A 17442-nucleotide genomic window follows, 5' to 3' on the forward strand; every position below is an offset into this window, starting at 1 on the left:
AGTGAGTTGTCTTTTTATTATTGTTTCTTGAGAGGAGTTTTTTGATGAGTAAACTCATTAATATTGGACTGTCATCGATTTTATCCATAGGGCTGTTTGCCGGTTCTTTAACAGTCGCACCGAGCCAAATAACCTATGATCAACCTAATGAAGCTATAGCGGTCCAAGCAGAAACCGTTCAAATGCCTGAGGATAATACCATTTCTGTGGTAGAAGCTTCCCAAACTGCCTCAACTTCTCTAACACCTCGTCCCCAAACTCCAACACAAACATCGGTGTCAAGGAGTACCACCGGCCAGAAATCGATAGCATCAACCTCCAATCAAAAAGCAGCCGCAATTATTTCAACGGCCAAAAAGTACATCGGTGTAAACTATGTTTGGGGCGGTACTACACCAAGTGGTTTTGACTGTTCCGGTTATACCCAATATGTCTTCGCTCAAAACGGCATTTCTCTTCCGCGCATTTCCCGTGACCAATTTGATAAGGGGCAAGCTGTCTCCTTCGGCAATCTTAAGGCTGGGGATTTAGTCTTCTTCTCCTTAGATAACGATAAAGTGATTGACCACGTTGGTATTTATATTGGCAATGGGGAATTTATCAATGCGTCCACCTCAAAGGGGGTAACCATCTATCCCCTGGGTTCATACTGGAAATCCCACTTTGTAGGGGCCAAACGAGTTCTATAAAGGATAAATTTCTAAACCTCCTTATGATTCACTTCTAAGATTACATTTGCGTAGACTAAAGAAGTAATTTCAAAGGAGGTTTTTTTATTATGCAATATGCTCAATACGCCCCTAATCACAACCACGGAAGCGTCACTCATACATCATGTGATCATGGTCATAGTCACCAATGCCTTGATGTTACCGGTCCGGCTGTTCCAACCGCTGACGGAAGTCATGTGCATTCTTCCGAAAGCTATGTCCTCTATGAACACGGGCATTCCCACTACTACAAATCAGTATCCGGTCCTGCCCTTCCTCTTCCCAACGGTTTTCATGTTCATAATTGGAACTTCTACACCTTGGTTGATGAAGGCCATCGCCATCACGTCAGCGGCCCGGATATGCCGGCCCCCGGAATATAGCCATCAGCCATTGATAACTGTTCCCCCATTGACATGGAGAATTTGCCCCGACATGTAAGATGAATCATTGCTCGCCAGAAAAACATAAACAGGCGCGAGCTCCATAGGCTGCCCTGCGCGCTGCATCGGAGTTGTACTTCCAAAGGTCGCAACCTCAGCGGCCGGAAAAGATGAAGGAATCAGCGGTGTCCATATCGGTCCGGGTGCAACTCCATTTACGCGGATTCCTTGTTTAACCAAAGACTCGGATAGAGAACGGGTAAAGGAAACAACCGCACCTTTACTCGCCGAGTAATCAATCAGCTGTTCGTCGCCCTTATAAGCCGTGATTGATGCCGTATTGATAATGCTGGCCCCGGCTTGAAGATGGGGCAGCGCGGCACGTGTCATATAAAAAAACGAAAATATGTTTGTCTTAAAGGTTCGCTCCAGCTGAGCGGAAGAAATATTCAGCAGGCTTGTTTGCACATGCTGTTCGCCGGCATTATTGACAAGAATATCAATCCGCTTAAATATTTTGATGACCTCATTTACAACATTTTGGCAGAAGCTTTCATCACCCACATCCCCGGCTAGACTAAGGCAGCGTCGACCTAAGGCTTCTATCCGCTTCTTTGATTCTTCGGCATCCGCCTGCTCATTTAAATAAACAAAAGCGATGTCTGCTCCTTCTTTAGCATATGCCACTGCCACCGCACGGCCGATTCCACTATCCCCTCCGGTAATCAGGGCAACCTTGTCCTGAAGTTTTCCGTTTCCAATGTATTGCGGATCATCGAACAACGGCCGCGGATTCATCATTGCTTCAATTCCCGGTTTTTGATTTTGATGCTGCGCCGGAAACACGGATACGGGTTGTTTGGTTTGGTTCATATACATAAGACTCCTTTCGACGTTTTCCATGTGATCCATACACAATATCTATTTGCAATTATATTTATAAAATACTAAAATTAAGTAGATATTCGCTTACCACTACATATAATCAATATTTCAACAGAAATTTGCAATATATAGGAGGTTCACATGAAACTATCGAAAATCAAGGAGCCCATGAATACTCTTACCCACTTTATTCCCTTCATCGCAGCTTGGTTTGGGCTTGTTTCGTTACTTATCTTATCCCATGGGAATCTGTCTAAAACAATTACCCTGAGTATTTACGGATTAAGCGTTATTGCCCTATACGGTGCAAGTTCCCTTTATCATGCCCTTAGAACCACTCCCGCCAAAGAACTGACCTTACGCAAAGTCGACCATATGATGATTTATGTTCTCATTGCGGGCTCTTATACACCGGTCTTTTATTATGGCTTAAATGGCGTTTGGCGCTGGGTCATGCTCCTTGCCGTTTGGATCCTGGCAATTATCGGAATTATCCTGAAAATATGGTTTATGAACGCTCCTCGCTATGTATCTACCGCCTTTTATGTCACTTTAGGCTGGATTGCGCTTGTTCCTATTGTCCAGCTTATTCATAATCTTCCGTTGGGTGCTCTGATCATGATGGTGGCCGGAGGTGTCATGTATACCGTTGGCGCAGTAATCTATGCCGCCAAAATTTTCAAAATTCCCCGCTTACATCTTGGCTTCCACGAAATCTTTCACATCTTTATTGCAACGGGAACTCTGATCCATTTTCTTATGATCCTTATCTATTTTGTACCGATGACTGTTTGATTAAGTATGAACTCTCCTCTTTGCTCATATCTTTTTAAAGACACCGAGCAAAGGAGAATCTAAAATGATGCGCAGGCCAATTATCCTCTTCCTTCCTAAATCTGGGTTGCCTTTTTTATTCCTGGGAATTCTTCTTCTCTGCGGCGGAGCTTGGTATGCCTTCACCGAAACAATTCATCCGAGCTTAAAGGATAAGATTGTCATAATCGACCCCGGTCACGGCGGGCAAGACCCAGGTGCTCAATATGGTGGAATTGAAGAAAAGAATATCAACTTAACCATCGCTTTGCGTTTAAAAGAAAGCTTAAATGATAAAGGATGTAATGTTATATTGACTCGGGAGGTGGACAAGGATTTCTACCTCCCGAATTTTGTTCTCGGTAAAATGGCCAAACGTGCAGAACTTGACCAACGCATCAAGATGGCTAACATGAATCATGCGGATTTATTGATCAGCATTCATGCGAATAGTTATCCCGGTGGAAATTCTTATGGTATGGAGAGCTATTACCCTGTCAATTCACCGGAAGGCAAAGCCTTAGCCGAGTTTATTCAAAGCGAATTGAAACACATTCAACCCGATAATAAACGCGTCGCCAAAATCGGAGATTATTATCTTCTCAATCAAACCAAAATGCCTTCGGTATTAGTTGAGGTCGGTTTCCTTTCCAATCCCAAAGAACGCAAACTTTTGCAAACAACATCTTATCAGGAGAAAATCGCCGAAGCGATCACTACAGGCATTGAAAATTATTTTACACGGTTAGAACCGGTGGCCGATCCATGAATTCAATGGCGTAACGCTCACTCATCCAGTTCGCCTTCCATTTATCGAGAAGCAGAACAGCGTAATTTTCATCCTTATCTAAAACGACCATACTCATGCTTGAATCCTTAAGGATTCGTATCTTTTCCTCATCTTTAGCAATCCAGCGAACGATTTCGTAAGGCAAATGATTAATCTCAACATCTACCCCGTACTCATCACGCAAACGGTACTCCAACACATCAAACTGCAGCTGGCCAACCACACCGATTATCGGTGCCTCGACACCAATGTTCAAATCGTGGAAAACGTGAATCGCACCTTCTTCTTCCAATTCCTGAATGCCTTTGATGAACTGCTTCCGTTTTAAGGCATTTTTTATACTGACACGTGCAAAATTTTCCGGGCTGAAAAAAGGCATGGCTTCAAATTCAAGGCCGTCTTTTTCTGCCAAAACATCGCCGATCCGTAGAATTCCATTATCATGAACTCCAATAATATCACCGGCGTAAGCTTCATCCAAAATCGTCCGTTCTTGCGCAAAAAGCTGCTGGGGTTGAGCCAGACGAAGTTTGCGGTGTGAGCGCGTATGAATAACATTCATGCCGCGTTCATATTTTCCGGTGCAAATCCGGATAAAGGCAATGCGATCACGGTGCATCGCATTCATGTTCGCCTGAATCTTAAAGACAAACCCCGAGAATTGCGGACTCATTGGATCAAGCTCACCTTGGTTGGAGGTTCGCGCTCCCGGCCCGGGGGCAAGCTGTAAAAAGCTGTCCAAAAAATTAGGCACTCCAAAATTGTTAAGAGCACTTCCAAAAAAGACCGGCGTAACCTCTCCTCGATTGACTCTTTCTAAATCAAACCGATTACCCGCCATATCGAGCAATTCAATATCTCCTTGGAGATGTTGCAGGAGTTCCTCACCAATTCCGGCTTGGACTTCAGGATCATCGATTTGTCCTGACTGTGGAGCACTCGACTTCTCATAACGGGTACCTGCGTCATAACGAACCACATAACGGTTTTGACGATCGTAAATCCCTTTGAAGTTTCCCCCCATGCCAATCGGCCAGTTCATCGCATAAGCTTCAATTCCCAAGACTTTTTCTACTTCATCCATTAAATCGATCGGATCTTTTCCTTCTCGGTCAAGTTTATTAATAAATGTAAAAATTGGGATTCCCCGCCGTTTACAGACTTCAAACAACTTAATAGTCTGAACCTCGACCCCTTTAGCCACGTCGATCAACATGACTGCACTATCGACTGCTGTTAAAGTCCGATAGGTATCCTCACTGAAATCTTGGTGACCGGGAGTATCCAAAATATTGATAACATGCTCCTTATAGTTAAATTGCATTGCGCTTGATGTGATGGAAATTCCCCTTTGACGTTCCAGTTCCATCCAATCCGAGGTCGCATAGCGCTGAGTCTTACGGGCCTTTACATTACCCGCTAAATGAATTGCCCCTCCAAAAAGAAGCAGTTTTTCCGTCAAAGTTGTTTTTCCCGCATCAGGGTGTGAAATAATCGCAAAAGTCTTCCGTGATTGAATTTCGTCTTTCAATGACACGCTCACAATTATCTAAACTCCTTATATTTTCTTCACAGTATTATATTATATCATGCCAATAGAATCCTTGCGAATACCCTGCAAAAAGGAATCACAATAATTTGCCTGTTTAAGATTTTACAAACAAATATCTTTCGGCAGGAATACTTCACCTAAATGTGGAAAGAACAAACAAGAAATAGGATCGGTAAGGGAGGCAAGGAGATGACGCTGTTTCAAATTCTTTTTGAAACGTTAAACGACAATGGTTGGGAATTTGTTTATGATGACAAAAATGAAATTTTCCGTTTAGAAATTCGAGGAGTTAACTCTGATTACCATTGTTTTATCATCGTCGATGAAGAGCAAGAATCCCTTCTCTGTAATACCCATATTAATGAAAAAGTTCCGTTTCCTAAGCGACTGGAAATTTGTAATTTCATCAACCGTGTGAATTACGAACTTGCCAACGGAAATTTTGAAATGGATATGGACGATGGTGAAATCCGTTTTCGCACTTTTCTTGACCTTGAAAATACCGAACCTTCCCAAGAACAACTGATGAACCTTATTTGGAATGGCTCACAAAGCTTTGATACCTATTACCCCGGAATTATAAAGATTATCTGTGATGGCATGACTGCTGAGGAAGCCATGGCAATGTGTACACAAGAAGACGAATGAGTTTCCGCGATTTCCTCTATAAACCAGTTTTGGATATCTCTTAGTTAGGACGCAACAATTACCTGATTAAAGAAGGCCATTCAGCAAATAATAAGAACGTCCCAACTACTCGAAATTCAAAATTTTTAAGGAGGGAATAATCATGGCAGGAGAAAGAAACACAAACCAACCAGCAGCTCAAGGTGCATCTCAAGGTCTCGACCAATTCAAGTATGAAGTTGCAAACGAATTAGGCGTACAATTGGGCGGAGACCGCACCAGCCGTGAAAACGGTTCAGTCGGTGGCCAAATGACGAAACGCATGATTCAATTTGCTGAAGAGAACCTCAAAAAAGGAACTCGCTTCTAATCTTTCCGTCTCGTACATGTAGGGGCTGTCGCAAAACAGCCCCTTTTTCGTGCAGCGCCGGAGTGAACGAATAGGCTTGCGTTTATTTACCGACGCAAGCCTATCCTTCTAAAATCTAATATTTTATAGTACCATCCGTTTCTTCTAAGAACTTTTTCTTGGAGGCTAAATGCTCTTTAACATCCTTCAATTGATGAGGGGTTAATTCACCTGCATTCTCCGCCAAAAACTTTTCATTTTTGCTGATGTTGTTAAGGGTTAACTCCATTTTTTTTAGATCTTCATTTTGGAACTTGTTCCCGTCTTTGCGCGGCATTTTAATCACCTCTATTCTAGTTTTCCCGGAGCATTATTTTTGATTCTTAATTAAAGTTTATCTGATTCGTCTCTAAATAACGCGATATCTTTTCCTTTTCCTGGGCTTGGACATGAATAATCGCCTGTGCTTTTCCCTCTGTAATTCCATTCCACTTGAAAAGCAAACTCTGCTGATATTGCCGATCAATCACGGGGTCGATATACTGAAGCAAAACAACAAGATAGTACGCATTTTCTTCAATTTCCTCCGGTGTCAAACTGATGACCAAACTTGAACTTGTATCTTTGGGAATTTCATTGACCAAGTCATAGCGTTCATTATGGGTGGGCTTTTGTTGCAGATTCTGTTCAAAAACAACCGTTTGACTTGATAAATTTACCGCCGGATGAATTCCCACATTGTTAAACTTAAACTCAAACTGTACCCCTTTTTGTACGGTAACCTGGGGTGATTCTTTCAGTGATAAATAGGGTCTGGCATCTTCGCGCTGAATCTGCCAGGCTTTTAATGTTACATAAACTGTAATAAGAGCGGTCGTAGCAATAATCACTGTTCCAATTGTAGCTATAATACTGCTCCATTTTAATAATTTATCGTCCTTCTTCGACATGACCCTCTCCTTATTTTCTTAAAACGGAATTTACCAATTGTTCCAAAACCTTAACATTATAGAATTTAAGTCTGATTCATATAATAAGAATGTTTGCAAAAACAAAAGAAAATTAAGGAGGGATTGACTTGACTGTACAGGAAGATATACAAAAAGCCGCAGCTGCAGCTAAATCCGCTTTAGGAACGTATGAGACTTTTTCCCTTTCTACCCAGGATCAATCGGCTAAACAAATGTTTCAAGATATGTCTACCGATATGCAGCGTCATGTGGCACAGCTTAACAGCCGTTTAAATTATCTTGAGTCAAACAACGGATTAAATTCGACACAAGGATAATAACGGAAACTTACTTCAGATGGGGTTTTGACTCCATCTGAAGTTTTGTTGATTGGTCTTATAATATATTTTTAAGGTTAAAAATTTCCGCATCCGCAATATGTTCAAAAAGCAGCTGCAAAGTCGCTATTTCTCCGGAAGCTAAAACTGCATTTTGGGCTTGAATGTATTCGGACAATCGCACAATAGTTATATCGATTGTATCAATTTCTTGATGATTTACTAAAACACTCCATACATCTTTTGTCTCATTCCAAGCCTGTTGCAGGTTATTTAACTGGCGATGGGCTTGTTCCCAATCATGTTGATCAATTTGTTCATCAGCCGATTCAACGAATACCACTAATTTTTGGGTCGATGTATTGATATAATTATTGCCCCAGAAAGATCCACCGGCAAGCAAAACTATGATCGTAATAATAATGAGATAGGACCTCATAAATTCTCAATCCTTTCTGCTAACGCTTTAGTTTTTTTTGGATAAAAAGCGTTCCGCAGGTATCGAGACTCGCCAGAAATACATCCTCGATCCGATGGATATTCTGCTTTTTCAACTCATTCAGAAACCACGGTAAATCGATCTTATCGCGTTCAAAATTGTTTTTCTGTAATTTCCCATCCATGACCAATACGCTTGGCAATCCCTCGTAGGATGGAGCTATTCCGAAATCCTCCGGCGTTGCAGGCCTTTTCAGCGACTTCGGAAGAATACTCAGTTGCCCATTAGTTTCTAATACGGCAAACTCAACATCCGATATATTCGGGACATTTTTAATGCGTAACTCTACGAGTAAGTCTGTTAAATTATACCTATTTCGTTTAAGTTCAGCCTCAACAATTTTTCCGCGGGCGATTAAGACCGAAGGCGTACCATTCAAAAGAGCCCGTGCCCGTTCACTTTTTAATTCAAGAACAGCGAGCAAAGTACTTGCGAACAGAATGACGATAATTGGAATAATACCCGCGATTAGTGGAATACCCACATTTTCAGCCGGAATAGCCGCCAATTCGGAAATCATGATAATCCCAACTAAATCGAAGGGCTGCAATTGACCGATTTCGCGTTTACCCATAAGACGCAAAGCAATGACAACCAAAGCATAAAGAATCAGCGTTCGAGTCACAACAATCAACATTCTTATACGTGAGCTCCTTTCCTTCTCTTCACCATGCTTAATCTGTGTAATCTTAGGAGGGATATTATATTTTCCCCCACATTGTCCTTATTATTCCAGATTGTTAGTACAAAAAAAACTGTCCCAGAAATAGAGATCGTCTTCTATTTCTGAAACAGTTCCTTTTTAAAGTTCATACTCTCCTGCCGCTTCCGGCTGATAAAGTATTTTTTCCACTTTCAATTTAACGATTCCATCCGGAACCTTCCAATCAATAACATCGCCTTCGCGGAATCCAAGGATTGCCGTCCCAATAGGGGCTAAAACGGATATCCTGTCCTCAAAAAGATTCGCCTCATCGGGATAAACCAACGTATAGATTGACTCTTCACCGGATTCTAAATCCCTTAAGAGAACCTTCGAGTTCATGGTAATGATATCCGACGGGATCATCTTTGATTCCTCAATATTGGCCCGGTTAAGCTCTTGTTCAAGATCTTTCAAATAATCCTTATTCTTTACCGTACCAAATTCTCTTTCACGACTGATGAGTTTGCGTAAGCGTTCGCGGTCAGCTAATGTGATATGAATGGTGCGTATCATTTTTCATCTCCTCCTTTTTCTGTATAAAAGATAGAGCGACCATCTTACGCCTTACGCAGGATAGCCGCTGACTTAACCGGACTATTCAATCATTCATATGTATGCCACTCATACCCTATTATAGTTTATATTTCTAAAAAAGTAAATCTATTACTGAATTTGTATAGTAAGACTCTAATCAACTATTTTCCTTTATTCTTATCCGGTTGAAAGAAGCGAAGGACATCTTCGTCCTCTTCCTCACCGATAACGGTAAGAAGATTATTAACAGGATCAGATTTGGGATTAGGTTTGGCTTCCGAAGGGTTCATTTTAAAAAGGGATTCCAGACTAAACTCAGACTGTCCGGGAGCGTCCGCCTTATCGATGACCGCTTCTTTAGAATACAACTCATGATCCATATCAACAGCTTTAGCATCATCAGACAAAACGGGCAGCATCTCCGGATGATTTTGAAAATACTCGCGCAGAGCCTTAATTGTTAGTTCCACACATCTTTCCGTTGGCAGCTTCTTAAGCGTATTCCAGAGAGCTTCATCTTCAGTATGAAAAAACAAAGACCCAAGGGAGTTTCCCATGATCATGAATTATTATTCGTCTTCTTCGTCAGGCTATTCACTAGGTTAGCTGCCATAATCCGAAACCCCGTCGCATTGCCAAACTGAGGATCATCTATCAATACTTTGTTTTCCAACTGAAGATAATCATAAACAAGTTCTCCAACCTTACCGGCCACAAGAACAGTATGAATTTTTCCCAGCATCGGTTTTAATACTTTTTTCACTTCCCGTGAGATATCTGTTCCCAATTGAGCCAACATTTGGTTCATCACCGGGTTTAAATTAATCGTCCCATTATGCCAAGGATAATAGCCTTCATGAACACGGAAAATCTTATCCAGCTCTTGGTCATCGGTCTCGATCGGGTTCTGCTGACTCATACTCATTTCTTTTAACTTTTCGGCAACTCCGGTATAGGCCCATTTTAAGCCTTTTTCGATACTAAAGGAATTGGGCGGATCCAGCATCACTCCGTCATAGAAGGTTGCAATATCCGTCGTTCTAAAGCCGGGATCGATTACCACGACATAGCCGTTAAAAAGCTTCGGGCTTGTCGGCATCCCGTACTCATTCAATGTTTCTTTAATAAAAACACCATAGCTCTGCGGCAAGACCCGAGAGCGTATAATGGTTAACTGACGTTCCTCTCCCTTGTAAGGACCGGAAAGGAATTTAACAGACCAAGACCCTTTTAGCTGCGATTCGTACTGATCCTTAAGTACAGCATAATATTTAACCGGAACGCCTGTTCCCAAGTAAATATTGGCTTTCGGGGTTTTCTGGGCTAATGCTAAAGCGACCACGAGAAGGGCCGTAGCCTCTTCATCTGTCGATTTATCCTCATCCCAGCAATAATGTGCTTCATTTGGATTAAGACTTTCGGCTAAATTCCCCATAAAATAATGACGTTCTACACCTGTGGAATTGTTTTTTACGACAACATCTAAAGAAGCAATTTGTTCTTCCAATTCCGAACCGCGCGTTACAATAGGATTTCCTAACGTCGAAAAAATTCGCTCATTGCCTTGACAGATCACCGCCGGAAAAAGGACTTTTCTATCTCCCGCATCCAGTTTTATTGCTCCAAATCCAGGATCTCCTCCTGCTACAAGTATGTCGTTTTCAAACACTTGTGTTCCTCCCCGTCACGATAAAATCTTTTCCGACACAAATCCATTTTCTTAATTATATATCATCAAACCATATCTTACCACCCGGTATTTGGGTTCAAGTCTTAGGAATTATGCGAATCAGTCTTCTGTTGAGCCACCAAATAATCTATGAATTGGCGAGCAGTACGGCCTGAACGCGCATTATGCATCATAACCCAGCGAAGGGCTTGCTGACGAAGCAGGTTTTTTTCAATTGTTATGCCTTCCTGTACGGCCAATTCGTCAACAATCCGTAAAAATTCCTCTTGATCCGGAGATGGGAATGTAATCGTGATCCCAAAACGATCGGCCAGGGATAGTTTTTCATCCATTGTATCCCGGACATTAACCTCGTCACCTTGACGCTCGGAAAAATTTTCACGGATAAGATGCCGGCGATTCGAGGTAGCATAGATAAGAACGTTATCAGGCCGCTTTTCTAAACCCCCCTCTAAAACGGTCTTGAGTGCCTTATAGGCTAATTCCGTTTCTTCAAACGAAAGATCGTCAATGAAGAGAATAAACTTTTGAGGTTGAAATGCCAGACAACGAATAATCAACGGGAAATCGATTAAATCTTGCTTGGAAAGTTCAACTAATCTTAACCCCTGATCACAATATTCATGAAGAAGAGCTTTAACGAGTGAGGATTTACCCGTTCCCCGATTTCCGTAGAGAAGCACATTATTGGCAGGATAGCCGGCAATGAAGAATTTTGTGTTTTCCAGGAGAATCCCTTGTTCGCGCTCTTGCCCGATTAACTGCTCCTTACGGATCGGATCAGGCATAACGGGTACAAGGGCTTTAGCTTTTCCATCCCATTTAAAGGCTAAACCAGTAGACATAAGCCCTGCACCGATTTTTTGGTAGAACAATGCCAATTCACATGCAGCCTCTTCATTAGCTTTGGTCCGCAGAACCTTTTTAACCTTATTGCGTGTTGTTTCCAAGAATTGGCCTGCCCTGCTTAGATCTCGGCATACCTCACCCGCTTGGGGAGCCCATATGGACCATTGTTCCGGTCTACTCAACCACGCCGCTTTAGGATCTGATTCCGGTTCATTTTGTTCCGCGATTCTGTCATAAACCATCTGCCGCAGCTCTTCCGGCTGAAGAGAAGCAATCTGCTGAAGAATCATGATGTCGTGAATTGCAAGAGTTTTAAGTCCGTCCTCCAGATTATCCCACCCTTGGGAACCGGCTTGCCGTGAAAAGACATTATCTGCTTCCAGAACAAGATCCCATAAATACTCCGGCCAATTCTTTTCAGTGGCGAGAGCACAGAATGTATGATACCGTTGATAAACTTCACCCAGATTAAGCTCCTCTTGTTCTAAAGAAGTAAACACGCTCTGTAAACTTTTCACGACCGTGTCCTCACGAAGCGATCTATAAATCACTAAACCCTCTAAGAGGAAAGCATATCTTTGAGTTTTTTTTAATGGTTCTGATTGTCTCAATTCTCCCCGTTTCATAAGCTGATACTCCTTTGATTAAGGTGTTGTAGAACAAATCCCACTTCACTCCATTTATATTAGCTGTATTATATCATAGATTTAGCATTTTCCCACACCCTTTGTTTAATTCCATTCATTTGTATAAAGATTGCTTAAAGATTTTTCATGGTACGAAATTTGAAATTTGATCTTGACTTTCTAAATATTTTTGTTAATCTTAATTTAAATAAATACTCAATGATTCTTAGGTGCCCCTCATGGGGAGAATAGGGAAACCGGTGTCTAATCCGGTGCGGACCCACCACTGTAAGGACAAGCCCTTGCTAAACCACTGGCATCTGCTGGGAAGGAGCATCAGGGCGCTTGAGTCTGAGCCAGGAGACCTGCCTAAGAAGAAAAGTCTTTCCGGGGTAATGGAAAGCGACGGCGACGACGGCAAAGTCCCGACCACAATTGATTTGTGGCGGGACTTTATTTTTTACTAAAAACCTATAAAAATGGAGGAGATTAATATGACAACAGTAAACAAAAGTATCAATTTCCACGGTCTGGACAGTCTGAGAGAAGCAAATGAGCAAGCCCTTGAAACTGCCTTAAAAGAGCTTACGAGCAAAATCGAGAAATTGGATCAAGAAGCAATCACCGCCATGCAGCAACGTTTAGATGCTAAAATTAAACCGACAAGAAGTTTAGGCGTCTTAGAAGATATAGCCCAACAACTTGCGGGAATCTACCGCACATCACACCCTGCAATCAAAGGCAAGGCGGTTCTGCTCATGGGCGGTGATCACGGTGTCGTCGCCGAAGGAGTCAGTGCCGCGCCACAGGAAGTAACGGTTCAAATGTTTTACAGCTATCTCAAAGGTGGGGCCGGCATCAATGTTCTTACTGATCATGCCGGAGCTAAACTCATTGCTACTGATATTGGGATTGCAGTTCCCCTAGATCCCCCTGAACTCATGGCCAACCGAGTCAAAAACGGAACCGATAATATGGCTCACGGCCCGGCTATGACTCGTCAAGAGACTCTGCTTGCCCTTCTCACCGGTGCCAAAATTGCCGCTCAAGCTATCGCCTCCGGCATTAACCTCTTAGCAACAGGTGAAGTAGGCATCGGCAATACGACCCCGAGTGCTGCCCTCGTCTCCGTCTTTACCGGACACTCTGTAGAAGAAGTCGCCGGGAGCGGTACAGGACTCAGGAACGATGCCCTAATCCATAAACAAGAAGTGATTAAACGCGCCATCGAAGTCAATCAACCTGATCCCACAGACCCCATGGATACCCTCTCTAAAATCGGCGGTCTGGAAATTGCAGCTTTAACAGGAGCAATTCTTGAAGCCGCCTATCAACATGTCCCCATCATCCTCGACGGCATTATCTCTTCAGCTGCCGCACTCACAGCAGAAGAACTGGCTCCTCTCTCTGCCTCTTATATGATTTCATCGCATAATTCAGAGGAACAGGGCCACCGTTTAGCCCTAAAAAAACTGGGTCTCCAACCGCGCCTTGACTTCCACATGAGACTGGGCGAAGGAACAGGAGCTGCCCTCATGTTCCCCATGGTCGAAGCCGCCCTCAAAATTGCCGATGAAATGGCCACCTTTGAAGCAGCCGGTGTTTCTACCGGAGACTTCTAAGCAAAAAAACTTCAAAGATCGCTCATACTCAATAAATTGCAGGTAAAAAATGCAATTAAGCGAATAATATACGTATTAATACCAATCAAGGAGGCAAATCATCCTCATGTCTAACTTCGCACTCATTACCGGGGGGGCTCGCAGCGGTAAAAGTAGTTTTGCCGAACTCCTTGCAGCCCATCCCGGCAAACCCGTGATCTATATTGCAACTGCTCAAGTCCTCGATGACGAAATGGCCTTACGCGTAAAAAAGCACCGGCTACAACGTCCGAGCGACTGGCAGCTTATCGAGGAACCTTTCGATATCCAAGCAGCCTTAAATGAAATTCGCGATGAAGATTCAGTGGTTCTTCTGGATTGTGTGACAATCTGGCTTTCCAACCTCATGCTAAAATCCCTGGGTTCTAACTCGGAGTCCTCCTACCCGGATACTCTCTCTCCGGAAGCTGAAGAAGAAATTATGGCACAAGTCCGGGAAGCCGCGTCACTTGCTAAGGAAATAACCCCTCAGGTTATTATGGTTACCAATGAAGTAGGACAAGGAATTGTTCCCGATAACCCCATGGCCCGCTCTTACCGTGATTTGGCCGGGCGTGCCAATCAACTACTTGCCCATTATGCCCATCAGGTTTTTTGGGTCGTCGCGGGGTATCCCATCGAGGTTAAGCAGAACGGTCAAGAACTGCTGGACTCATTAAAACCTCAACAGGAGCGTTTATTATGATCCGAGGATTCTTAATCGCTGTAACCTTTCTCACCCGTCTTCCTTTTCCCGCACCTCAGGACGTCACTCATGAGGAATTCACAGCCAGTCAGCGTTATTATCCACTCGTCGGTCTTCTCCTCGGCGTTATCTTGAGCCTAAGTGCGTTTCTCCTGCAAGGCATATATCCATCCCTCGTTGTCGGAGCCATCTTAGTCATTGAGGAATTGCTTTTATCGGGTGGAATTCATATGGATGGTTTTATGGACAGCATGGATGCCCTCCTTTCTGCGCGAACCCCCGAAAGAATGCTTGAAATTATGAAAGACAGCCGAGTTGGATCTTTTGGGGCTTTGAGTGCAAGTGCCCTTCTTCTCCTTAAATTCTCACTCTTTACAGCCTTGCTCCAAACCGGGGCTCCACCCTTTTCCATGTTCTCATCTTTTCCTAATCTAACCTTTCAGCCCATAAGTCATTTAGCACCTCTTTTGGCATTTTTGGTCATGCCGGCGTTATCGCGTTGGGTCTTTATGTTTGGGATTCTATTTTATCCCTATGCCCGAAAGGAAGGATTGGGAAAGGGATTTCATGAAAGCACACTTCAAAAGCCTAGGTTCTTTTGGATTGAAGGACTGCTTTGCATAGCTTTAACTATTTTCTTCTTAGGTTGGGCTGGACTGATAGGATTTGTTGTTTCCGCTTTCTTTATTTTTTATTATTTCCGTAAGGTTGCACGCCTTTTAGGCGGCTTAACCGGAGACCTTTACGGTGCCGGTATCGAGCTGTCAGAGCTCATCTTTTTATTGGGCGCAGTTCCCTTTTTGACATAATTTGAACACTCATACAAATTTCCATATGAAAAGCCGTTCTCCTGACTCCAGAGATTAAGGAATCAAGAAAACGGCTTTTCATATACTTTAAACTTAACCTAATTAAATATAATCTTTCCTTTACCCGTGTTTTTTCCGACATACAAGCGTTGATCCGCCAGTCGATACAACTCTTCATAATTTCGGCCTTCCGCCGGAAATTCTGCAACCCCAATGGAGACATCTAAATCAAACTGTTTAAGATCAAGGCTGGATTTCATGCGTTCAACAACCTGCTGAGCCTCCGCTGAAAAGTGTAAATCTGCCAAAACAACTGTAAATTCATCCCCTCCGGTCCGAGCAACGATATCATATTCTCGAACAGAGGTGGATAAATTATGGGCAATCGTCTTTAACGCCAAATCACCGACAGGATGACCTTTTGTATCATTGAGACGTTTAAAATAGTCAAGATCAAGAATTAATAGCAAGAAAGAAGATTTGCGACGCAAGGTTCCCGCCATTTCCTCACGGATCCGTTGATCAAAGCCCTGGCGGTTCAATATGCCTGTGAGACGATCCGTTGAGGCCAGACGGGATAATTCATCACGCTGCCGAATCGCATCTAGGGCGACTCCAACATCCCGAACATAAGCCGATAAGATTTCCTGACGTTGTTCTGCTGCCCATTCCAAATCATCGATTAACCAAAGTTCGCCCATCAGCCCGCTATGATTAACGATTGGCTGAATTAAGACTTTATGCCATTGCTCAGGATTGTCCTCAACCTCTAAGAAATGGGATACGGCCTGGGGATTAGTAAAATGATCATACTCATCACGTACCATTTGTTTCCATACCCAATCTTGCCATGCCCATTCCGCTTGTTTTAAACGCCCAAAGGGTGCGCGAATTTTCCATTCTCCCTCCTCGTACAAAAAGAAAAATCCACCGGGGAGAAAGAGTATTTCCATCGCCATTTCGCCGGCCTCGGTCAGCAGCTGTTCCTCCGTTTCCGCCTGAACAAGAATTTCTGTTCCTCGCAGCAGCAAGGTTAAAGCCTGCTCTCGTTCCAATGAGGCAATTCTCAGATGTTGCTCATATACTGTGGAAGAAACGAAGGGTACAATTTGGCGCAGCCAGTAAACGTTTTCATCATCAATATTCCTATTGTTTTGAGAAAAGAGAATAATTTGCCCAAAAGTTTGGTCAAAGTGAATCAGCGGTATACAAACAAAGGAATACAGCCCAAATTCCAGGAGTACTTCGGCCCAAGGTTCGTTAAATTGGTCTAAATTAGATCGTATAAGGCATTGCGAACCATTTTTTTGCTCTTCTTCAAACTGTTTAAACCATTCTATACCGAAATCAGCAGGAAACTTTCTGCTTTGTACAAAAGAACGTAATTCCTCATTATATGTACTAAGAGAGCCCATTCCATATTTTCCATCCGTCCAAAGCCATAAGCCAACCATGGCAACTTGAAAAAGGTCTAAACTACGATGGGTTACAATATTTAATGCGGTAAACAGATCTTCTTCGCGGGCCATATCCTGAGCCAGATTTAACACATCATTAGCTCGTATTTTATTGTGGAACTCTGTTACAACGAAAAAAGCGCCTTCAACTTCACCCGACTCATTAACGAGGGGAACCCCGGTAATTGTACTCGAACGCTCCTTGTCCGCCCGCCACCCTTGTTTTATAAATCTGATTTTTTCTTTCTTATTAAAAATTTCGTTATACCAGGGTACTTCTTGCGTTGACATTCCTATAAAAATTCCCGTTTCAAGTTCTGCACCATCACTAAGGTAAAAGACTTCTTTACGGTTCATCAAAACCCACTCATACTCATCTTCGCACAATGCAGATAATAGTTCATGAAACAGGGGAATATATTCTTGGAAGTTTTGTTCGAACATTATTCCACACCCTTACATCTCCACACTACTTCATTATTTTATCACATAAATCTCCTCACCAGGAAATATCGTGAAATTTTTTCCG

General features: G+C 42.9%; 21 protein-coding genes and 1 riboswitch. Of the genes, 10 read left to right on the forward strand and 11 right to left on the reverse strand.

Annotated elements, in window-relative coordinates; all coding sequences use genetic code 11:
- Nucleotides 1-44 precede the first annotated feature (44 nt).
- Complete coding sequence (locus VB077_RS05570) at nucleotides 45-689, forward strand: C40 family peptidase (RefSeq protein ID WP_323414234.1); 645 nt, start codon at nucleotides 45-47, stop codon at nucleotides 687-689.
- Between the two features lie 89 nt (nucleotides 690-778).
- Nucleotides 779-1093 (forward strand): YmaF family protein, encoded by a 315-nt coding sequence (locus tag VB077_RS05575; RefSeq protein ID WP_323414235.1) that lies wholly within the window; start codon nucleotides 779-781, stop codon nucleotides 1091-1093.
- A 3-nt stretch (nucleotides 1094-1096) separates the two neighbouring features.
- On the opposite strand, the gene VB077_RS05580 is transcribed toward VB077_RS05575, so the two are convergent.
- Nucleotides 1097-1966, reverse strand: a complete 870-nt coding sequence (locus tag VB077_RS05580; RefSeq protein WP_323414236.1) for an SDR family oxidoreductase — start codon at nucleotides 1964-1966, stop codon at nucleotides 1097-1099.
- A gap of 153 nt (nucleotides 1967-2119) precedes the next feature.
- Here VB077_RS05580 and trhA point away from each other — a divergent pair, with 153 nt between their 5' ends.
- Both trhA and VB077_RS05590 read left to right on the forward strand, forming a co-directional pair.
- Complete coding sequence (gene trhA / locus VB077_RS05585; RefSeq protein WP_323414237.1) at nucleotides 2120-2773, forward strand: PAQR family membrane homeostasis protein TrhA; 654 nt, start codon at nucleotides 2120-2122, stop codon at nucleotides 2771-2773.
- Nucleotides 2774-2837: 64 nt separating this feature from the next.
- Nucleotides 2838-3560 carry an N-acetylmuramoyl-L-alanine amidase family protein gene (locus VB077_RS05590; RefSeq protein ID WP_323414238.1) on the forward strand — a complete coding sequence of 241 codons (723 nt, stop codon included), beginning with the start codon at nucleotides 2838-2840 and terminating at the stop codon, nucleotides 3558-3560.
- Here VB077_RS05590 and VB077_RS05595 read toward each other — a convergent pair.
- The gene (locus tag VB077_RS05595) at nucleotides 3529-5124 is read right to left on the reverse strand and encodes a peptide chain release factor 3 (RefSeq protein WP_323414239.1); all 1596 of its coding nucleotides are present in this window, start codon (nucleotides 5122-5124) and stop codon (nucleotides 3529-3531) included. The two genes, VB077_RS05590 and VB077_RS05595, sit on opposite strands and share 32 nt — an antisense overlap.
- Before the next feature lie 198 nt (nucleotides 5125-5322).
- Between VB077_RS05595 and VB077_RS05600 the strand changes: the two genes are divergently transcribed.
- Together VB077_RS05600 and VB077_RS05605 are read left to right on the forward strand one after the other, a co-directional pair.
- Nucleotides 5323-5781, forward strand: a complete 459-nt coding sequence (locus tag VB077_RS05600; RefSeq protein ID WP_323414240.1) for a YbjN domain-containing protein — start codon at nucleotides 5323-5325, stop codon at nucleotides 5779-5781.
- A gap of 142 nt (nucleotides 5782-5923) precedes the next feature.
- On the forward strand, nucleotides 5924-6130 hold the full coding sequence (locus tag VB077_RS05605; RefSeq protein ID WP_323414241.1) for an alpha/beta-type small acid-soluble spore protein: 207 nt from the start codon (nucleotides 5924-5926) through the stop codon (nucleotides 6128-6130).
- Between the two features lie 115 nt (nucleotides 6131-6245).
- Here VB077_RS05605 and VB077_RS05610 read toward each other — a convergent pair whose 3' ends face one another.
- Entirely contained in the window at nucleotides 6246-6446 is a 201-nt protein-coding gene (locus VB077_RS05610) for a hypothetical protein (protein ID WP_323414242.1), read from the reverse strand.
- 46 nt (nucleotides 6447-6492) lie between these two features.
- The gene (locus VB077_RS05615) at nucleotides 6493-7059 is read right to left on the reverse strand and encodes a hypothetical protein (protein ID WP_323414243.1); all 567 of its coding nucleotides are present in this window, start codon (nucleotides 7057-7059) and stop codon (nucleotides 6493-6495) included.
- A gap of 128 nt (nucleotides 7060-7187) precedes the next feature.
- On the opposite strand from VB077_RS05615, the gene VB077_RS05620 reads away from it, so the two are divergent.
- Complete coding sequence (locus VB077_RS05620; protein WP_323414244.1) at nucleotides 7188-7397, forward strand: DUF1657 domain-containing protein; 210 nt, start codon at nucleotides 7188-7190, stop codon at nucleotides 7395-7397.
- A gap of 58 nt (nucleotides 7398-7455) precedes the next feature.
- Here the strand turns inward: VB077_RS05620 and VB077_RS05625 are convergent, their stop codons facing one another.
- From VB077_RS05625 to VB077_RS05650, 6 genes are all read right to left on the reverse strand, one after another.
- Nucleotides 7456-7836: a DUF4363 family protein gene (locus VB077_RS05625; protein ID WP_323414245.1), complete on the reverse strand. Its 381-nt coding sequence runs from the start codon at nucleotides 7834-7836 to the stop codon at nucleotides 7456-7458.
- 19 nt (nucleotides 7837-7855) lie between these two features.
- Nucleotides 7856-8533, reverse strand: a complete 678-nt coding sequence (locus VB077_RS05630; RefSeq protein WP_323414246.1) for a DUF421 domain-containing protein — start codon at nucleotides 8531-8533, stop codon at nucleotides 7856-7858.
- A 165-nt stretch (nucleotides 8534-8698) separates the two neighbouring features.
- The gene (gene rnk / locus VB077_RS05635; protein WP_323414247.1) at nucleotides 8699-9115 is read right to left on the reverse strand and encodes a nucleoside diphosphate kinase regulator; all 417 of its coding nucleotides are present in this window, start codon (nucleotides 9113-9115) and stop codon (nucleotides 8699-8701) included.
- 182 nt (nucleotides 9116-9297) lie between these two features.
- Nucleotides 9298-9699 (reverse strand): hypothetical protein, encoded by a 402-nt coding sequence (locus VB077_RS05640; protein ID WP_323414248.1) that lies wholly within the window; start codon nucleotides 9697-9699, stop codon nucleotides 9298-9300.
- Nucleotides 9696-10805 (reverse strand): ParM/StbA family protein, encoded by a 1110-nt coding sequence (locus tag VB077_RS05645; protein WP_323414249.1) that lies wholly within the window; start codon nucleotides 10803-10805, stop codon nucleotides 9696-9698. The genes VB077_RS05640 and VB077_RS05645 overlap by 4 nt, the downstream gene beginning before the upstream one ends.
- Nucleotides 10806-10909: 104 nt before the next feature.
- Nucleotides 10910-12301 carry an ATP-binding protein gene (locus VB077_RS05650; protein WP_323414250.1) on the reverse strand — a complete coding sequence of 464 codons (1392 nt, stop codon included), beginning with the start codon at nucleotides 12299-12301 and terminating at the stop codon, nucleotides 10910-10912.
- A 211-nt stretch (nucleotides 12302-12512) separates the two neighbouring features.
- Nucleotides 12513-12689, forward strand: a riboswitch (cobalamin riboswitch).
- Nucleotides 12690-12795: 106 nt separating this feature from the next.
- Here VB077_RS05650 and cobT point away from each other — a divergent pair.
- The 3 genes from cobT (at nucleotide 12796) to cobS (ending at nucleotide 15456) form a co-directional block, all read left to right on the forward strand.
- Entirely contained in the window at nucleotides 12796-13923 is a 1128-nt protein-coding gene (cobT, locus tag VB077_RS05655; RefSeq protein ID WP_323414251.1) for a nicotinate-nucleotide--dimethylbenzimidazole phosphoribosyltransferase, read from the forward strand.
- 106 nt (nucleotides 13924-14029) lie between these two features.
- Complete coding sequence (cobU, locus tag VB077_RS05660) at nucleotides 14030-14647, forward strand: bifunctional adenosylcobinamide kinase/adenosylcobinamide-phosphate guanylyltransferase (RefSeq protein ID WP_323414252.1); 618 nt, start codon at nucleotides 14030-14032, stop codon at nucleotides 14645-14647.
- Nucleotides 14647-15456 (forward strand): adenosylcobinamide-GDP ribazoletransferase, encoded by an 810-nt coding sequence (cobS, locus tag VB077_RS05665; RefSeq protein WP_323414311.1) that lies wholly within the window; start codon nucleotides 14647-14649, stop codon nucleotides 15454-15456. Before cobU ends, cobS begins: the two co-directional genes overlap by 1 nt.
- Nucleotides 15457-15554: 98 nt before the next feature.
- Here the strand turns inward: cobS and VB077_RS05670 are convergent, their stop codons facing one another.
- Nucleotides 15555-17357, reverse strand: coding sequence for a GGDEF domain-containing protein (locus tag VB077_RS05670; protein WP_323414253.1), 1803 nt, complete (start codon nucleotides 17355-17357; stop codon nucleotides 15555-15557).
- Nucleotides 17358-17442 lie beyond the last annotated feature (85 nt).

Origin of the sequence: Desulfitobacterium sp., assembly GCF_034927245.1 — a bacterium.
In the GTDB taxonomy this organism is placed as follows: Bacteria; Bacillota; Desulfitobacteriia; order Desulfitobacteriales; family Desulfitobacteriaceae; genus Desulfitobacterium_A.

What these genes read in the sequence shown, in the direction of transcription:
- VB077_RS05570 (WP_323414234.1), top strand. Translation starts at nt 45, where the DNA reads ATGAGTAAACTCATTAATATTGGACTGTCATCGATTTTATCCATAGGG.
- VB077_RS05575 (WP_323414235.1), top strand. Translation starts at nt 779, where the DNA reads ATGCAATATGCTCAATACGCCCCTAATCACAACCACGGAAGCGTCACT.
- VB077_RS05580 (WP_323414236.1), bottom strand. Translation starts at nt 1,966, where the DNA reads ATGAACCAAACCAAACAACCCGTATCCGTGTTTCCGGCGCAGCATCAA.
- trhA (WP_323414237.1), top strand. Translation starts at nt 2,120, where the DNA reads ATGAAACTATCGAAAATCAAGGAGCCCATGAATACTCTTACCCACTTT.
- VB077_RS05590 (WP_323414238.1), top strand. Translation starts at nt 2,838, where the DNA reads ATGATGCGCAGGCCAATTATCCTCTTCCTTCCTAAATCTGGGTTGCCT.
- VB077_RS05600 (WP_323414240.1), top strand. Translation starts at nt 5,323, where the DNA reads ATGACGCTGTTTCAAATTCTTTTTGAAACGTTAAACGACAATGGTTGG.
- VB077_RS05605 (WP_323414241.1), top strand. Translation starts at nt 5,924, where the DNA reads ATGGCAGGAGAAAGAAACACAAACCAACCAGCAGCTCAAGGTGCATCT.
- VB077_RS05610 (WP_323414242.1), bottom strand. Translation starts at nt 6,446, where the DNA reads ATGCCGCGCAAAGACGGGAACAAGTTCCAAAATGAAGATCTAAAAAAA.
- VB077_RS05615 (WP_323414243.1), bottom strand. Translation starts at nt 7,059, where the DNA reads ATGTCGAAGAAGGACGATAAATTATTAAAATGGAGCAGTATTATAGCT.
- VB077_RS05625 (WP_323414245.1), bottom strand. Translation starts at nt 7,836, where the DNA reads ATGAGGTCCTATCTCATTATTATTACGATCATAGTTTTGCTTGCCGGT.
- VB077_RS05630 (WP_323414246.1), bottom strand. Translation starts at nt 8,533, where the DNA reads ATGTTGATTGTTGTGACTCGAACGCTGATTCTTTATGCTTTGGTTGTC.
- rnk (WP_323414247.1), bottom strand. Translation starts at nt 9,115, where the DNA reads ATGATACGCACCATTCATATCACATTAGCTGACCGCGAACGCTTACGC.
- VB077_RS05640 (WP_323414248.1), bottom strand. Translation starts at nt 9,699, where the DNA reads ATGATCATGGGAAACTCCCTTGGGTCTTTGTTTTTTCATACTGAAGAT.
- VB077_RS05650 (WP_323414250.1), bottom strand. Translation starts at nt 12,301, where the DNA reads ATGAAACGGGGAGAATTGAGACAATCAGAACCATTAAAAAAAACTCAA.
- cobT (WP_323414251.1), top strand. Translation starts at nt 12,796, where the DNA reads ATGACAACAGTAAACAAAAGTATCAATTTCCACGGTCTGGACAGTCTG.
- cobU (WP_323414252.1), top strand. Translation starts at nt 14,030, where the DNA reads ATGTCTAACTTCGCACTCATTACCGGGGGGGCTCGCAGCGGTAAAAGT.
- VB077_RS05670 (WP_323414253.1), bottom strand. Translation starts at nt 17,357, where the DNA reads ATGTTCGAACAAAACTTCCAAGAATATATTCCCCTGTTTCATGAACTA.